At 38.6% G+C, this 15,716-nt stretch carries 13 protein-coding genes; 5 read left to right on the top strand and 8 right to left on the bottom strand.

The features are described from left to right. Positions 1–3 precede the first annotated feature (3 nt). Positions 4–435, top strand: a complete 432-nt coding sequence (locus IPZ59_RS10610; RefSeq protein WP_236136021.1) for a sugar 3,4-ketoisomerase — start codon at positions 4–6, stop codon at positions 433–435. Between the two features lie 201 nt (positions 436–636). Beyond that, entirely contained in the window at positions 637–1,635 is a 999-nt protein-coding gene (locus IPZ59_RS10615) for a glycosyltransferase family A protein (RefSeq protein ID WP_236136022.1), read from the top strand. On the opposite strand, the gene IPZ59_RS10620 is transcribed toward IPZ59_RS10615, so the two are convergent. The 5 genes from IPZ59_RS10620 to IPZ59_RS10640 are packed head-to-tail and all read right to left on the bottom strand — an operon-like array spanning position 1,622 to position 8,681. Then, the gene (locus IPZ59_RS10620) at positions 1,622–2,893 is read right to left on the bottom strand and encodes a M16 family metallopeptidase (RefSeq protein ID WP_236136023.1); all 1,272 of its coding nucleotides are present in this window, start codon (positions 2,891–2,893) and stop codon (positions 1,622–1,624) included. The two genes, IPZ59_RS10615 and IPZ59_RS10620, sit on opposite strands and share 14 nt — an antisense overlap. Beyond that, the gene (gene porV, locus IPZ59_RS10625) at positions 2,890–4,107 is read right to left on the bottom strand and encodes a type IX secretion system outer membrane channel protein PorV (RefSeq protein ID WP_236136024.1); all 1,218 of its coding nucleotides are present in this window, start codon (positions 4,105–4,107) and stop codon (positions 2,890–2,892) included. Before porV ends, IPZ59_RS10620 begins: the two co-directional genes overlap by 4 nt. Further along, the gene (gene porU, locus IPZ59_RS10630) at positions 4,104–7,343 is read right to left on the bottom strand and encodes a type IX secretion system sortase PorU (protein ID WP_317208004.1); all 3,240 of its coding nucleotides are present in this window, start codon (positions 7,341–7,343) and stop codon (positions 4,104–4,106) included. The genes porV and porU overlap by 4 nt, the downstream gene beginning before the upstream one ends. Beyond that, positions 7,333–8,031, bottom strand: a complete 699-nt coding sequence (gene pssA / locus IPZ59_RS10635) for a CDP-diacylglycerol--serine O-phosphatidyltransferase (RefSeq protein WP_236136026.1) — start codon at positions 8,029–8,031, stop codon at positions 7,333–7,335. Before pssA ends, porU begins: the two co-directional genes overlap by 11 nt. Beyond that, positions 8,028–8,681 (bottom strand): MBL fold metallo-hydrolase, encoded by a 654-nt coding sequence (locus tag IPZ59_RS10640; protein ID WP_236136027.1) that lies wholly within the window; start codon positions 8,679–8,681, stop codon positions 8,028–8,030. Before IPZ59_RS10640 ends, pssA begins: the two co-directional genes overlap by 4 nt. A gap of 55 nt (positions 8,682–8,736) precedes the next feature. Between IPZ59_RS10640 and IPZ59_RS10645 the strand changes: the two genes are divergently transcribed. Genes IPZ59_RS10645 through IPZ59_RS10655 form a run of 3 tightly spaced genes read left to right on the top strand, consistent with a single transcriptional unit; the run spans position 8,737 to position 14,136 of the window. After that, positions 8,737–9,780, top strand: coding sequence for an NAD(P)/FAD-dependent oxidoreductase (locus IPZ59_RS10645; protein ID WP_236136028.1), 1,044 nt, complete (start codon positions 8,737–8,739; stop codon positions 9,778–9,780). Positions 9,781–9,828: 48 nt separating this feature from the next. Continuing rightward, positions 9,829–13,242 (top strand): BamA/TamA family outer membrane protein, encoded by a 3,414-nt coding sequence (locus IPZ59_RS10650; protein ID WP_236136029.1) that lies wholly within the window; start codon positions 9,829–9,831, stop codon positions 13,240–13,242. A gap of 15 nt (positions 13,243–13,257) precedes the next feature. Further along, the gene (locus IPZ59_RS10655) at positions 13,258–14,136 is read left to right on the top strand and encodes a YicC/YloC family endoribonuclease (protein WP_236136030.1); all 879 of its coding nucleotides are present in this window, start codon (positions 13,258–13,260) and stop codon (positions 14,134–14,136) included. A gap of 33 nt (positions 14,137–14,169) precedes the next feature. Here the strand turns inward: IPZ59_RS10655 and IPZ59_RS10660 are convergent, their stop codons facing one another. The 3 genes from IPZ59_RS10660 to gcvH form a co-directional block, all read right to left on the bottom strand. Further along, positions 14,170–14,844 (bottom strand): energy transducer TonB, encoded by a 675-nt coding sequence (locus IPZ59_RS10660; RefSeq protein WP_236136031.1) that lies wholly within the window; start codon positions 14,842–14,844, stop codon positions 14,170–14,172. Between the two features lie 66 nt (positions 14,845–14,910). Next, positions 14,911–15,300: a VanZ family protein gene (locus IPZ59_RS10665; protein ID WP_236136032.1), complete on the bottom strand. Its 390-nt coding sequence runs from the start codon at positions 15,298–15,300 to the stop codon at positions 14,911–14,913. Then, positions 15,293–15,670, bottom strand: a complete 378-nt coding sequence (gene gcvH, locus IPZ59_RS10670) for a glycine cleavage system protein GcvH (RefSeq protein ID WP_236136033.1) — start codon at positions 15,668–15,670, stop codon at positions 15,293–15,295. The genes IPZ59_RS10665 and gcvH overlap by 8 nt, the downstream gene beginning before the upstream one ends. Positions 15,671–15,716: the final 46 nt, after the last annotated feature.

Consider the following 15,716-nt stretch of genomic DNA (forward strand, 5'->3'; position numbering starts at 1 on the left):
ATCATGAAGCAAATGATCGAACGGCCTTATCTTTTAGATTTACCAAGTAAACAAAGTACTGATGGATGGATAACTTTTGCCGAATTGGGAGCATTGATTCAAATGCCTATTAAAAGGATATTTTGGATCAAAGATGTGCCCAAAGGTGCCAAAAGGGGCGTACATGCCCACACCAATGAAAATCAACTGCTTGTCTGTTTAGCAGGTTCTGTGCATGTTTCCATGGAACTATTGGATGGAACTCACACGCTTTATTGTCTGAATAGCGCAGATCAAGCGCTGTATTTGCCGGCATTTGCTTGGTCTGAACTTACTTTTCAGGCGGATGCTGTTCTTTTAGTGCTCTCAGATCAGGTCTTTGATGAGGATAATTATATTCGGGAAAAAAGTAAATTCAAAGAATTGCAGCAAAACTATGAAGCAGGAGAGCTGTGAATTTATGGAAGAAGCGGAGATAAAGCGTTATTCTTTTCCATAATCAAGAGTCTTCTGCTTTTGTTTCCTATTCAAGGATTCCTTCAATGCATTTTTTGATTAAGATGATTTTAACCTCTAAAACAGTAGATGCACGAATGATATCTGGGGAAGAAAAGTATTAAAAAAAATAGTCTAAGAGCTGTTCTTTAAAAGGTCAAAATGGTAACATTAATTGAAGATATAAATGATTTGCCGCTAGTATCCATCATTTGTACGGTATACAATCAGGAGTCCATGATTAACCAAACACTGGAAAGTGTATTTGGTCAAACATACCCTCATTTGGAATTGTTGATAATCGATAATGGGAGTAGGGATGCTAGTCTCAAAATCATAGAAAACTCTTTAAAAAGATGCCCTTCACATATCCCTGCATCTGTTTTCATTCATCCATTTACAAAAAATTATTGCCAATCATTTAATGAAGTGTTTTTACATGCTAAAGGGAAGTACTTTATAGATCTCTCAGGGGATGATATTTTGATGGCTGATCATATCAATATTGCTGTTAAGAGATTGCTAGAAAAACCAGAGGCGTGGGCAGTATTTTCTAATGTACTTTTATTTGAAAGGGAGCGAAAAACCTTTTCTCATTTTTATCAAACTACTACAGAAAGCCATATAGAAGAAGGGAATCTTTATATGTCGATTGTAGGAGGAAATCCAGTATTGTCGGTTTCATTGGTAGTTGATACAGAAAAATTTAAAAAAGAAGGTATGTACGACGAGCATTTGGTATATGAAGATTTCGACATGATGGTCCGAATGAGTAGAAAATATCCTCTATTCTATACAGGGGTGGTGGGCGTGGAGAAGACAATCCACCAACATTCTTTTTCTGCCACCCAATACCAAGCAAGAAATTCTCGCATGCTTCCGTCAACATACCAAGTTTGTAGGAAGATTCAAGTTCTCAATCAAACAGCAGAAGAGCACCAAGCACTTATCAAGCGAGTATCCTATGAATTGAAAATGGCTGTAGTTTCTGGTAATTTCAGCGTAGCTGAGGATTTTATTCAACTCGGTAAAGAAATAGGCCTTTCACATGTTCAGCTTTGTTGGAGTCAATTTGTTTGTTGGCTACGTTTGGACATGTCATTCATTCTACCTTTCAAAGAAAATCTAACCTTCATGCGAAGGAAATTTACCCGACAATAGAACCTACGAAGTAATCTTGGGATATCAATTGTTGGCCGGTTCGTTGAATATCTGCTGCTTGGAAATTTTTCAGGAATGATAGGCGGTTTTCATAGAAGGATAGGTCGAGGCCAGCTTGATGAATCCCCTTAAACCGGTTAATCAATTCAAATGATGAGCTAAAAGTAGAAAGTAGGTTACCAATGAGGTAATTTCTTACAGTTTCCAACTCTTCAATTGGTATCTCTTGATATTGCAGGATTTCCAGTTCTTTGTAGATTTCATCCAGAACTTCAGAGGTATATTCTTTTTTAACATCTGCTGCGATCACCCAGTAATCCGAACTTTTCAAACCACCAATACTACTATAAATACCGTACGTATGACCTTTGTCTTCCCTGATGTTTTTAATCAATCTGCTCCCAAAGTAACCACCTAAAAAGGTATTGAACACAGAAAGGGCATGATAATCTGGATGTGTTTTAGGGATTAGATGGCAGCCCAAGCGAACGCTGGATTGTACAGATTTCTCTCTGTTTTCAATTAGTAACTCTTTTCCAATATTGGCAAATTGTGGAGGGGTACTTTGGTAGCTATGTACAGGTAAATCCCCCAAAACATTTTCAATTAGCTCTAATTCATTTTCAGTAAGATCTCCCGCAATAAAAATTTCCGGATTGACCCACAAATAGTTTTGATAATAATCTACTAAATCTTCACGGTTGATCAACGCAACATCCCTTTCTTCTGAAATCATCCCATAGGGGTGAGATTCGCCGAATAATTGTTGACGAAAAAGGTGAGAAGCCCTTACAGCATTTTTTTCGAATTGGATACTGATATTGAGTGCTTTTTGTGATTTTAGCTTTTGAAGTTCCTTTTCAGGAAAAACGGCTTCTGTCATCAATTCTCTGAATACTGGAAGAACACTTGAAAAATGTTTCTTGGTAGTAAGCAGCGCAATACCTTGATGTTCGAAACTGGAGATGATCTCAACTTCCGAGGCATAATAATCAAAGAAATCATCCAATTCAGCTCCCGACTTAGTAACAGTTCCTTCGAGTAACATGTGTAAGGTAAAGAAGGAAACCATTTTTTTTGTAACGCCAAGCTCTCCTCTAAGGGATTCTCCATTTACTTCAATCCTTACAGCTCCAAGGTTTGGTGTAGAGTTAAAATACAAATGGACTCCATTGGGTAGAGTCCTTTTCGTAGGTTTAATAAAAGAAATCTCCTCCGGAATGATAAAGGGAGGAGCAGTAGTTCTGTCTAAACTCATCTTGTTGGAATATTGTAGCTTAGAGATAATCTGACTGTTTCACCTAAAGGATGGTTTTGAACTTGTGGTATGAGGTATGAAAAGTCAAAATTAAATTTTTCCTGATATCTTAAGCCAAGACCCACAGTGATAAATCTTCTTCCACCCTTGTTAGGGTTTTCATAGAAGTATCCCGAACGTAAAGCAAACATTTCTCTGTGTAGATATTCGACACCTGCTGAAATCATTAATTCTTGTAGTTCCTCTCTAAAACCTCCTGGAGCATCAGCAAATGATCCAAACATACCTGATAACAAAGGTCTATTCGGATCCCTACCAGATGCGATTTCAGGTGTTCCGTCAGGACGAACGATGATCAATCCGTTTTCGTCTCTTCTGAATATGGGGGGCGAAGGAACCATCAGCTTATTGATATCTAACAAGAATGTGATTTTATTGGATTCATTCATATCGATGGAATACCCCATCCCAACACGCAACATTGTAGGAATAAAATCTAAATCTTCTGCACTGTTATACGTTATTTTTGGTCCAATATTGGCAATAGTTACTCCCCAAGATAGTGTTCCTGTCTTTTCTCCTGGAAATATCTCTTTGGCATAATATAAACCTACATCTGTTCCCACTGTTACGCCAGGCCTACTTTCCGTTCCTCCTGCAGAAGAAATGTTGCCAGAAAGGTTGGAATGAATAAAACGAGCCGATATTCCAAGGCCTAATTTATCAGATAATTTCCTAGAGTATGTACCGCCGATGGCAATATCCCTAGGTGTAAAAACACCCAATTCATTACCTCTTCCATCGGTCCATTCCATTTCTCCCATATTGAAGTAGCGAATGTCCACACCCCAAGCAGAAACTTCATCAATTCTTTTGTAGGCAGTCAGATAACTTACTGACATATCGTTCACTAATCTTCCCAACCATGGAGAATAGGAAAGAGAAAATCCCATGTCATTTTTGATAAATGCTAACTTACCAGCATTCCAATGAGCTGAAAAGGCATCTGGTGAGGACGCAACTCCTGCATCACCCATGGCAGAATGTCTACTATCAGGTGCGAAATTTAGGAATGGAACAGCCGTGGTGATCACACGATTATTCGGGTCTTGTCCTGATATGATGGACGAACTCTGTCCAAAAGCAGTTGAAGACATCATGGTGACTACCAAAAAAATCCAAACCTTCGGAAATGATTGTTTACTTATTTTCATTTAATCAGTATTTTTCCAGACCTAGTGTCCGAACTGCCGTCGCGTTCAGATATCAGCTGTAAGTTGTAAATATAAGTCCCTTTTGCTGGAAATTTTGTTTCTGTTTGGAAAAATTTCCATTCCAAATCATCAATTACAAATTCTGCTCCAATATAACGCCTTTGCTCTGTTATTATTTCTTGCCCCATCAAAGAATAAACACGTAAGATTAGAATTAGGTTTTCTCCTGGACGATTTTGTACAATTTTAAATCTGCTATGAGTAATCGTTGGATTAGGATAATTCACTAAGTCAATGATTTTCAATACATTTGTATTTTTAATTTCTATTGTTGTTTGAATAATGGACTGATTCCCGACATTATCCCAAGCCTCAACTTTTACCGTGTTGGTACCGTCTCGCAGACCACGCAAAGCTGTTCTAACGGTGCCTTTTTGAAACTGATTATTTAATGCTTGGAACGATGCGTTCAATATTTCTTGTCGTTCGCCGTTAATATCGAGGACAATATTTTTTGCAGGATTGGTAAACAACACATTGATTCCACTTTCGTCTTCTAATTCTATGAGTAAAGGGATAAATGCTGTCTCAAAACTACGGAGAGTAGGGTCTTCTTCCAATCCAAATTTCAATAAGATTTGAGGTCCCTCAGTGTCAGAAGAATTTCTCATGCTGCCTTCCAGGGTAATGGCATCTGAACCAAATGCCTCCATGCCATTTTCTAAGGTTGCAAAGATTCTGATTTGTCCTTTTGCCAAAGATTCTTCCATATGCGTAGGAATGAAAACCTCCGAGCGGAATTTTCCATCAACAATCAATCCTTTTCCTTGGAAGAGGGCATTGGTGCGTTCTTGTAAGGTGATGGTCGGGTTCTCATCTCCAAGTGTAGTAAACTCTTTGGGTCTGTCCAATATTTGGAGATTAAATTCACCTTTTTGGTGAGTTAACTGTGCCCCTGTAAGTGGATCTTCTATGATTCCTTCGATGGCTATGAGTTGCCCTCCCGAAATTTTGGAAATTTCCGAATTCAGATTGATATCCACTATCCGTTCAGTACTAGTACGAAGATCGGGGAGAGCCAATGTTAAGGAAGGGTCACCTAAAAGTGAGAAATTCCTATTTAGAGAGCCATTTAAACTATTGTTTTTGGTAAGTTTGAATATGGTTCCTAAATCTCTCCATTCACCCTCATCTTGCTTAAATACTGCTTGAATAAAGGCACTATTCAATCGAAAGTTGATGGAAGAAAACACAGGCCTTCCCGTAGTAAGAAGCCCTAAAGCACCTTTTCCTTCTGCAAAGATCATTTCTTCTGCTGCAGAGCGGAGCAGAGGACTGTCATGCCTTCCAAATTCGCAGGTGGCTGTGATAATTAGAGGCAAATGTGGATGCCTTCTCCAGTCATTAAGTTGGGAGACAGTAAATATTTCTTCTGCTGTCAGGGTGTTTTCATTGCCGTGACCTATAAAATTCAGGAATAAGACTCCATTTTCTATGGATTTGCGGAAGGCTTCCTGAGCTTCGGGAGAACGTTGACGGTTGGACGCGTCTTCAATTTGCTCGAATCGGTCTAAGTATATTTTCTGAATTGAAAATTCGGGATGGTTTTGTTCCAAATACCGAATATGATTTTCGGAATCTGTGATGTGTATGTTGTTGTCTCCGTCATCCGCTACAAATGCTAGCTGGCTTTTCCAAGGCCCCAAAGCCTGATCTACGTTTTCATAGTTGATGATTTTATCTACTGCCTCTCGTGCTTCCCGGGCATTGATGGCTGGAATTCTCCCAACTCCAATTTGCATAGGAGCATCTCCTGCTGGAGACTCTTCCCAAAACCCAATTCCGAATGCAATCATCCCGAAATAGTCATCAGAACTGTAGGTCATCAAAGGATTCAAGCTATTTCTTGATGTGTATATAGGTACAAGATTGGGTCTTCCACGGAAAATCCCTTTATAATCATACGTGCCTTTACCTAAAAACAATACGTTTTTTAGGTTTCCACCATTTTGGTACTTGTCCGCAATAAAATTGCGAATGCCTGTAACATCTCTGTTTCCATAGGCATAGCCGTCAAAAACGTCCTGAATCAAAACAACAGCAGTCTGTATGCCCTTACTGATTTTATGGTTGGCAAGTCGATTAGCCTGATTTTGGAGCAGGGGGTGCGTAATGATTAAAAGAGATGCATTTTGATGAGCAGTCCTACTCGATAGATTTACGGGTTGAAAATTACGAATGAGTGGGATTTGATTTTCCTGATAACTTGCAATTTTATCCAGAGGCTTTACTTCTGCATCTTCAGAAATGCTGTGAACTTCAAAATTTGAGTTTATTTTCCAAAATAGTCTGTTTCCATCAGGAGTAAGTCTAGCTAAATTTCCACGGTGTAGGTAAACTGCATTGGAAAGATTGGCCACTGAAACCTGCGAGGATAGGATGGCAAAATCTAAAAAGCCGGCTCCATTGAAGTCAGAAGACTCGTAGCGTGTTCTCACTTGAAGTTCATTTCCGGAATAGGTAACCATTCGTTGATACAAGCCCTCGATTCCTTTGATACCATAGGTGGTATTGGGAATTGGTGGAATAGGGAACGTTTCAAAATTTTGTCCAGCTACGCTGATATGAAACCGGTTTTCAGCTACTGCTTGTCCAAGGTAGTGGATAAACAGTTCATGCGTATTCCCCATTTTACTGGAAAGGGGCATGCTAAAATTAAATGTTTGACCACCGAAAAAAGGTCGGGAATACCAATTTCTTCCAGAGTTAAGGATGTTATCTTCTTGCCATTTCCTAAATTGAATAAAGGCAAGCTGATTGATCACAGGAAGGCTAGCATTTGCTTGTGCGGCTGAACTGATGCGCTGAGGCTGCGTCGTCCTACCAACCCAATAAAAAAGAGTATCTGTGTAGGGATTGCTTTGGATATGGAGTGTGTTGGCAGAGGCTTCTACACGGTGCGGACCTTGTGCATAAAAGACAAGACGGTTTCCAATAACTTGACTAGGTAGTTGATGTGGTTCTTTAAAATCTTCCGTAAGTACTTGATTCAATGGTCCATGTTGACCAAAGATTCCAACTTCTGAAATATTATTGAAACCATGTTGCCGTAAATCATCCATTGAGATGGCGTACATCCCTTCTGCTGTAATAGGAAATTTCATATACAGTTCTTGTGCTAGGCTATTAACCCAACACATGAATAATAAAAAATAAACTGTTACACTACGGCGCATTCTTTTGTACTAATCCTTCCACTACAGACAACACAATATACGTAATAATTAGCAAGGGAATACCTGCCCAGCCAAGAGATAATATCAATGTGGCTCCAAGGATGATTAAAATAAATCGAAACTCATTGCCTTTCCATTGCTTAGTTTTGAATTTTAAGGCTATCAAGGGTAATTCAGCAACTAATAAAAAGGAGCAAATCAGAGCCAAGCATACAAGTACATAAGCATTTTCCAAAAAGGCTACTGAGTTTCCAAATTTATCCATCAGAAATGGAAGAGTTGATATAAACAAAGCATTCGCCGGTGTTGGAACCCCTATAAATCGATCGGATTGGCGTTCATCTATATTAAATTTGGCTAATCGAACTGCGGAAAAAACGCCAATGATGAATGCAATAAATGGCAATATGGTGTTTGACGTATTTTGCTCAATCAATTGAAATAGAATAAAGGCTGGCAAGACCCCAAATGTCACCAAATCTGCGAGAGAGTCAAGCTGTTTGCCAATCTCACTACTGACCTTTAATAACCTTGCGGCAAAGCCATCCAGAAAATCAAAAACAGCGGCAAGGAAGATACAATAGGCTGCAAATGTCAAGTCTCCCTGAAAGGCGAAGTAAATACCAACCATTCCGGAGAACAAGTTAAGGCTCGTGAGACTATTGGGTATGTGTTGTTTGAAAGTCAAAATCGTGCGTTTTTACCAACAAATGGGTTATGAATTTTTTCAATCCCTATTGTCGTGGCGGGACCGTGCCCTGGATAAACTTTTGTATCATCAGGCAAGGTAAATAATTCCTCTCGGATGGCAGCAAGAAGTGTTTGATGATCTCCTCCCGGAAGATCTGTTCTACCTATACTTCCTTGAAACAACGTATCACCTACTATACAAATACCCGAAGGAGCATGGTAAAATACTAGGTGCCCTGGCGCATGTCCGGGTACAAAACGAATTTCTAATGATTCAGTCCCTATCTTAAATCTTGTGTGAGAATCTAAGAGCTCATCTGCTTCCGTCTCTTGATACGCCTGAAATCCATAACTTGGGGCATAGGCAGATACGGATTTGAGTACAGGAATTTCTTTTGAGTGGATCCACAAAGGGACTTGGTAGGTATGCTTAATAAAAGCATTACCCAAAACATGGTCTATATGGCAATGCGTATTGATAAGTGCTACTACCTCTAATTGCTCTTGATGAATAAAAAAAGTCAATTGATCTCTCTCTTGTTTCTCATAACACCCCGGATCAAAGATGACAGCCTTTTTTGTCTCATCGTAGGCGATGTATGTATTTTCCTGAAAAGGGTTAAAGGTGAATGTTTTAAGATAAAGCATGGACGATAGTTAGTTAGAAATCTCAAAATAACAAAGAAAGCAGCTATTTTTGGGTATGGAAATCGACTTTTTACTCATTGGTCAAGGTTTAGCGGGTACCGCATTGTCTTATCGCCTTCTAAAAGCTGGCCGAAAAGTCTTGGTAATGGACTTGCCACATGAAAATCAAAGCAGTAGAATTGCAGCAGGGTTGTATAATCCAATTACAGGCAAAAAAATGGTAAAAACATGGAAGGGTGATGTCTTATTCCCAGAGATTGAGCCTTTCTATGAGCAGCTAGAGAAAGAACTAGAAATTAATTTTCTATATAAGAAGGCAATTTATAGGCCTTTTTTGTCGATTGAGGAACAGAATGAATGGATGGGCTACAGTGGGGAGGAAGGGTTTCAAGCATACTTTCAGGAGATTTTTCAACAAACACATTTCCCAGAAGTAGTCAATCCATATGGGGGGATTTTGCTTGCGCAATCGGGGTATTTGGATATACCTACCTATTTAGATACCTACCGAGATTATCTTATCCGATTGGATGCCTATCGGGAAGAGCGATATGATGAAGAATTCTTGATGTTTACAGAAACAGGCGTTCGATACAAGGAAATTAATGCTAAGGGGATCGTTTACTGCAATGGATTAGGGACGATGGGAAGTAAATATTTCTCCAACGCGCCTTTCGCACCTGTTAAAGGAGAAATACTAGATATCCAACAAGATTTTGTACCAGACGAAATAATCAATCGCGGAGTATTCAGAATACCTCTTTCTAATGGCAATCTCAGAGTAGGTTCTACCTACACTTGGCATGATTTGGATAGCGGTCCAACCGAACGGGCTAAAGAAGAGATTTTTGAAAAGTTAGATAAATTGATGGTTTCCAATGAAAAAGTACTTGTTGCACACCGGACAGGAATCAGGCCCGCTACAAAGGATCGAAAACCGTTTTTAGGAAAACATCCTGAGTTTTCAAGCGTTTATATCTTCAATGGATTCGGCGCCAAGGGTGTGTCTTTAACTCCATATTTTAGTAAAGTAATGACAGATTTGTTGTTAAATAATCAAAATCCAGAAAAAGAAGTCAACATTAGCAGATGGAAATAAACATAAGTGGATTTTTTAAGTATATTTAAAAGTCAATGTAATTGGTACATGAAATCAAGAATCTTACCTCTTTTCATACTTCTCTTTTCTCTAGCACCGAGCATTGTTTTTGCGCAATTTGATAGGGATCGATTTGGTAAAAACCGTGTTCAGCATAAAAATATTGAATGGTACTTCTATTCATCTAATAATTTCGAAGTGTATTATTTCGATGGCGGGATGAATAATGCAAGAATGGCCATTGATTTTTTAGAAAGTGAATTTGATCGATTGACCCAATTGATCGGATATGTTGCCTATACAAAACCTAAGGTATTTATCTATAACTCACCACAGGAGTTACTCCAAAGTAATCTTAATTTAAATAAAGATGAATACACAATTGACGGACAAACCTATTTTAGTCGGTTGATTGGAGAAGTGGCTTTTGAAGGAACTTGGGAGAAATTCAAGAAAGATTTACTTTACACCACTTCCAAAATCATTATTGAAGAGATGTTGTATGGATCCACTATTGTGGATGCTTTTCAATCCAATCTCATAAATAGTTTTCCAGATTGGTACATCGATGGGGCTGCGCGATACATAGGCTATGGATGGAGCAGGGAAATGGATGATTTTGTAAGACACTATTTCAAGGATAATAAAAATATCAAACTACATCGATTACAAGAGGCAGAAGCGTCTTGGGTTGGGCAGTCTGTTTGGAATTTTGTGGTAGAAAAATATGGGCGCCGGTACATTTCTAGTATCCTCAATTTGAGTAGAATTAACCGGAATGAAGAAAATTCCATTGCTAATACCATTGGCTTGAACTATAAGTCATTTTTAGAACAATGGAGAAGTTTTTATGTATCAACAAGCGAGCCAGTTTTTACATCTTTCAAAGGTATTAATGAGTCTAATCAAATTAATGAAACAAATCCTTCTAATCTAGGCGCAATCAATGATATCAAATTCAGTCCGGATGCGAAGCATTTAGCATACGTAATCAATAATGGAGGGAAATTTAAGGTTCAAGTAAGGGAAATGTCATCGGGCAGAGAGCGTACAATATTTTCTGGAGGATCTTCTACACCTGACCAACCTGCCAACCTAACATCTCCTGTGATAGCTTGGAGGGATACATTGAATTTAACTATTGCAACCTTTCGAAGAGGAACGACAACCCTCCGATCTCGCGCCATTGATGGTTCTGCTCAAGACAGGATTTTCTTACGGAATATTACTCAGATTTTAAACTTAGATTTCAACTCTACGGGTAGAAATATGGTATTGTCTGCAATTTCGAACGGCAGAACAGATGTATATACGTTGAATGTCCGTGGGGTTGGAAGAAGATTGACAAATGATGTGTTTGATAACATCTATCCTGTATTTTTAAATGATTCGACCATAATTTTTGCTTCAAATCGTGCAGATCTTCCAGATTCTGTTTTGACCCGTACACCAGATGTCAAACAGTTACCTGATTATTTCAATCTCTATAAAGTAGATTTGACGGACACAACAAATCAGCTCCAGAAGTTGACCAATCAAAATAATCTCAACATCAAACCACGGGTACTCAATAGCAATAATTTACTATTGTTAAGTGATCAAAGTGGAATTATGAACCTAAACCGATTGACTATTTCCAACGGTATTTTAAGTCAGGTTTCAGCATTTAATAAGAGTTTAGAAGCTTTCGACTATTCTTCAAGAATCAACAGAATAGCTTACTCGGTAAGAGATGGTAATCAAAGTAGGCTGATAGTGGAGTCTTTTTCCAATGCGGATCAATTCACCCCTAGTACACCAAGAGTTCAATTGCTTCAAGCCAAGAACTTATCTGAACGCATTGCAACAAGGCGTACAGAAATGGATGTAGAAGAAAGGGTAGCCACTGAGCCAAGGCCGACGTTTGATAGAAACACTCGACCGTCGACTGTTAAAGCAGATACCTCATTGAATATTCGATTGGAAGATATTATGAGTGGGCGAGTAGCCAGTCAAGGAGAGCGAGTGGAAGTAGTGAGTCCAAGAGATACAATTCCACCAATCCTTAGTGATAGTTTGCCAACGCCTCAAAATTTAATCGGCAGTATCAATGTAGACCGTTTGCGTTTTGAAAGAAGTGGCGCTATTGATACCGATAATTACATTTTTGACACCATTCCTGCTGCATCTGCACTTGTCGAAGCTACGCGGACTCAGGCATCAACGCGCAGTAATTTGCTAGAGAATTTTAGAAGACAAGGCTTACAAAAGCGCGTAGTAGGTCCTCGTAGAATAGAACAGCAATTCATCACAAGTAGCCTCAATACAGATTGGGTTATTGATCCATTGAGAGGATTTGGAGTCAAGCTTGCAGGAGAAATGACAGATATCCTAGACAATCATGTTTTCAGGGGTTCGATCATGACACCATTGGATTTTCGATCTGGTAGTGATGTAATGTTTGAATATGAGTATCTGAAACAACGGGTAGATGCACGCTTGAGATATGACCGAAGAGCTATACAAGTTAATCAAGGTGATCTTACTTTCCAACGCTATGTATTAAACAAAGCTGAATTGGGTTTCTCCTATCCTGTAAATGTTCATGCACGCTTTACCGCTGCTCCATTCATTGCGCAAACTCAATACTTTAATTTGAATCCAGACTCGATTATTCGTGGTCAATTCCCTGAAAGGAATCGGTTAGATGTTAACTATGTAGGAGGTACGGCTGAATTTGTTTTGGATAAAACCCAGCAAATAGGACTATATGCTCAACAAGGAATGAAAGGTAAAATAGGGTTGAGGCATTATCAAGGATTAAATTTGGGAGAGCGCTCTTTTTCAAATTTTTACTTGGACTTCAGAAACTATCAGAAAATACATAAGAATATAGTATTTGCCTCAAGGCTTTTTGCGGGTTCCTTCTTTGGACAAAATCCTCAAAATTATTTGGTAGGAGGGATGAACAATTGGTTATTTAACCAATTCCGTACACCACCAGCTAATCGTCCTGAACAATCTCCGGTGAGGAATCCAGAGGGTGTTGAAAACTCGAATATTTTGTTTGCAGAGTTTGTTGATCTTCGAGGTTTCCTATTTGATGAAATTAGAGGAAGAAATGTAGTCACGTTCACCAGTGAATTAAGACTGCCGCTTTTCTCATACTTGTCCAGAGGAAATATAACTTCCAATTTTGTTAAAAATTTCCAATTGGTAGCCTTCTATGATGTTGGGTCTGCTTGGAATGATGCGGCACCATGGGAAAGAAATAATGATCAAAACACAGAAATAATACGAACCCCTGGTTCTCCATTCGTAATCACATTGAATAATTTTGGGAGTGCATGGCTGCAAAGTTATGGTGCTGGATTACGCACGATTTTCTTGAATTATTATTGCAAGTTTGATGTAGCAAGACCTGTAAGGAATTTCGAAACAGAGGATTTAAGATTTTATGTTACCTTAGGGTATAATTTCTAAATCAACCTTTTTGTTATGATTAAATCCATGACTGGCTACGGCCAGGCTATCTATGAAAGTGATCAACTGATTATTACAGTTGAAGTAAAAACACTTAATTCTAAGTTTCTCGACCTTAGCATCCGCAGTCCAAGGCAATATTCTGATAAGGAGTTGGAAATTAGGAATCTTGTTGGTCAAGTATTGGATAGAGGTAAGGTTAATTTGACAATTGAACTTACGCAAAAATCAGCTGCTGAACTCCCCGTTTCCTTTAATCAAGAACTGTTTCAATCATATATTTTGAAATACAAAGAGTTAAGTGATCGTAGTGGGGTAGAAGTACACGACTTATTTAAACTGGCCCTACAGTCACCAAACGTTATGACGTCAGTCGTTGAAAAGTCATCCTCAGAGGAGGATTGGCCTATCGTAAAGGAAACCATTCAACAAGCACTGACTGACTGTGATAAGTTTAGAATGGATGAAGGTAATGCACTGCAAGAGAAATTCCTTTCCAATCTTGAAATCATTCGTTTGCAACTCAGTCAGGTAAAAGTATTAGATCCTATGAGAAAAGAACGTGTACGATCACGGATTCGGACTAATTTTGCAGATTGGTTGGAAGAGAATAGCTTTGATAAAAATAGATTCGAGCAGGAATTGATTTATTACTTTGAGAAAATTGATATCACAGAAGAGATAGTCCGCTTAGAGATGCATCTCAATTATTTTGAGAAGAATTTATTGGAGGCGCTCAATCAAGGTAAAAAATTAGGGTTTATTTCCCAAGAAATCGGGCGAGAGATAAATACAATTGGCTCCAAAGCCAACGATGCTGAAATGCAACAATCAGTAGTTATCATGAAAGATGAGCTTGAAAAAGTCAAGGAACAAGCCTTGAATATATTGTAAAAAAAAAGAGGGATTGAAAATCCCTCTTTTTTTTTATCCTAATTTGAATCTCACTGGGAGTCTCATTCGTACTCTTACAGGTCTTCCTCTTTGCTTGCCTGGGGACCACTTTGGTGCAGAAGAAACTACTCTGATAGCTTCTTCATCGCAGCCTCCGCCGATACCTCTTAGTAGCTCAACATCTTGGATAGATCCATCTGTATTTACTACAAAGACTACGTATACTGTTCCCTCGATACCCATTCTTCTTGCTTGAGTAGGGTACTTCAAGTTTTTAGATAAGTACTGATACCATGCCTCCATACCTCCTGGGAATTCGGGTGCATTTTCTACAACGTCGAAAATTTCGTCTGCTTTCTCTACGACTGGAGCATCTGCAATGACTACTTCTCGAATGACCATTTCTTCTTTAACATCAACGTCAAAGTTTACTTCAATCTTTTCTTCGATTTCAACTTCATCCGGAATTTCTTGGATTACCGGTTGCTCCACTGGTGGTGGTGGAGGTGGTGGTTGTTCTGTGATTGGGATATCTAACAATTCCTCTATTTCAACGTCCAACTGTCCCAAATCTTTTAAATTACGATCGTCATAAGACTTGTATTCAAAAGCAAATAGAACGAGTCCAACACTGACTAGAAGACCCAAGTTCAGGAACATTCCTGATTTCTTGGATAAATCCGCTTGTGGCGTCTTTTTAGCTTCCATGGTTGTACTTTATAAAGGTTAATAATTTCACGGTTACGAATAACAATTGTAGTTATTAATTTTGATTTATACAAGTGAAGGCTTCACCTTATATAAAATTATAAAACCAATAAACCCAATTGTTCCACCAATCAAATTGGCAACAATGTCTTCATACTCAAATGACCTATTGGGGACATATGCTTGAACGTACTCAACAAATATAGGAAAAATAATTGTAAATACTAACAAATTAGTCAATAATTTTCTCCTAATTATTTTTTTTCTTTCATCCAGTGTTCCAATTTGAACCCAGAGAAAGGTAAGAACCCCAAATAAACCGATATGTGCGATTTTGTCTAAATGGGGAATGGATGGCCCTTTGGGAAGAGTATTACCTGGTGTCAGAAGCAATAGGATGACTAGCAAGAGCCAACCTATTGCAAAGTATAATTTAATTCGTTCTTTATCAGGCACCAATCAGCTCACTATATTCCTCTGCGCTCAGAAGATCAGATGGAAGGTCGCCTGTGATTTTCACTTTGATCATCCAGCCACTCTCGTAAGGAGATTCGTTTACTAATTCTGGAGAAGACTCTAACTCCTCATTGACTTCAATGATTTCGCCTTCTAAAGGCATGAAAAGGTCAGAAACAGTTTTTACAGCTTCTACAGTCCCAAAAATACTGCCTGTCGGCAAAAGATCTCCAACAGTTTCCACTTCTACATATACAATGTCTCCTAATTCTCTTTGAGCAAATTCTGTGATGCCAATAGTAGCAATATCGCCTTCGATTCGTACCCACTCATGGTCTTTGGTGTACTTTAATTCTTGAGGAAAATTCATGTTCATTTTTTTAAGGTCTCCAAAAATACAAGGATAAAATAAATCT

The organism is Mongoliitalea daihaiensis, from assembly GCF_021596945.1.
Taxonomy (GTDB): domain Bacteria; phylum Bacteroidota; class Bacteroidia; order Cytophagales; family Cyclobacteriaceae; genus Mongoliitalea; species Mongoliitalea daihaiensis.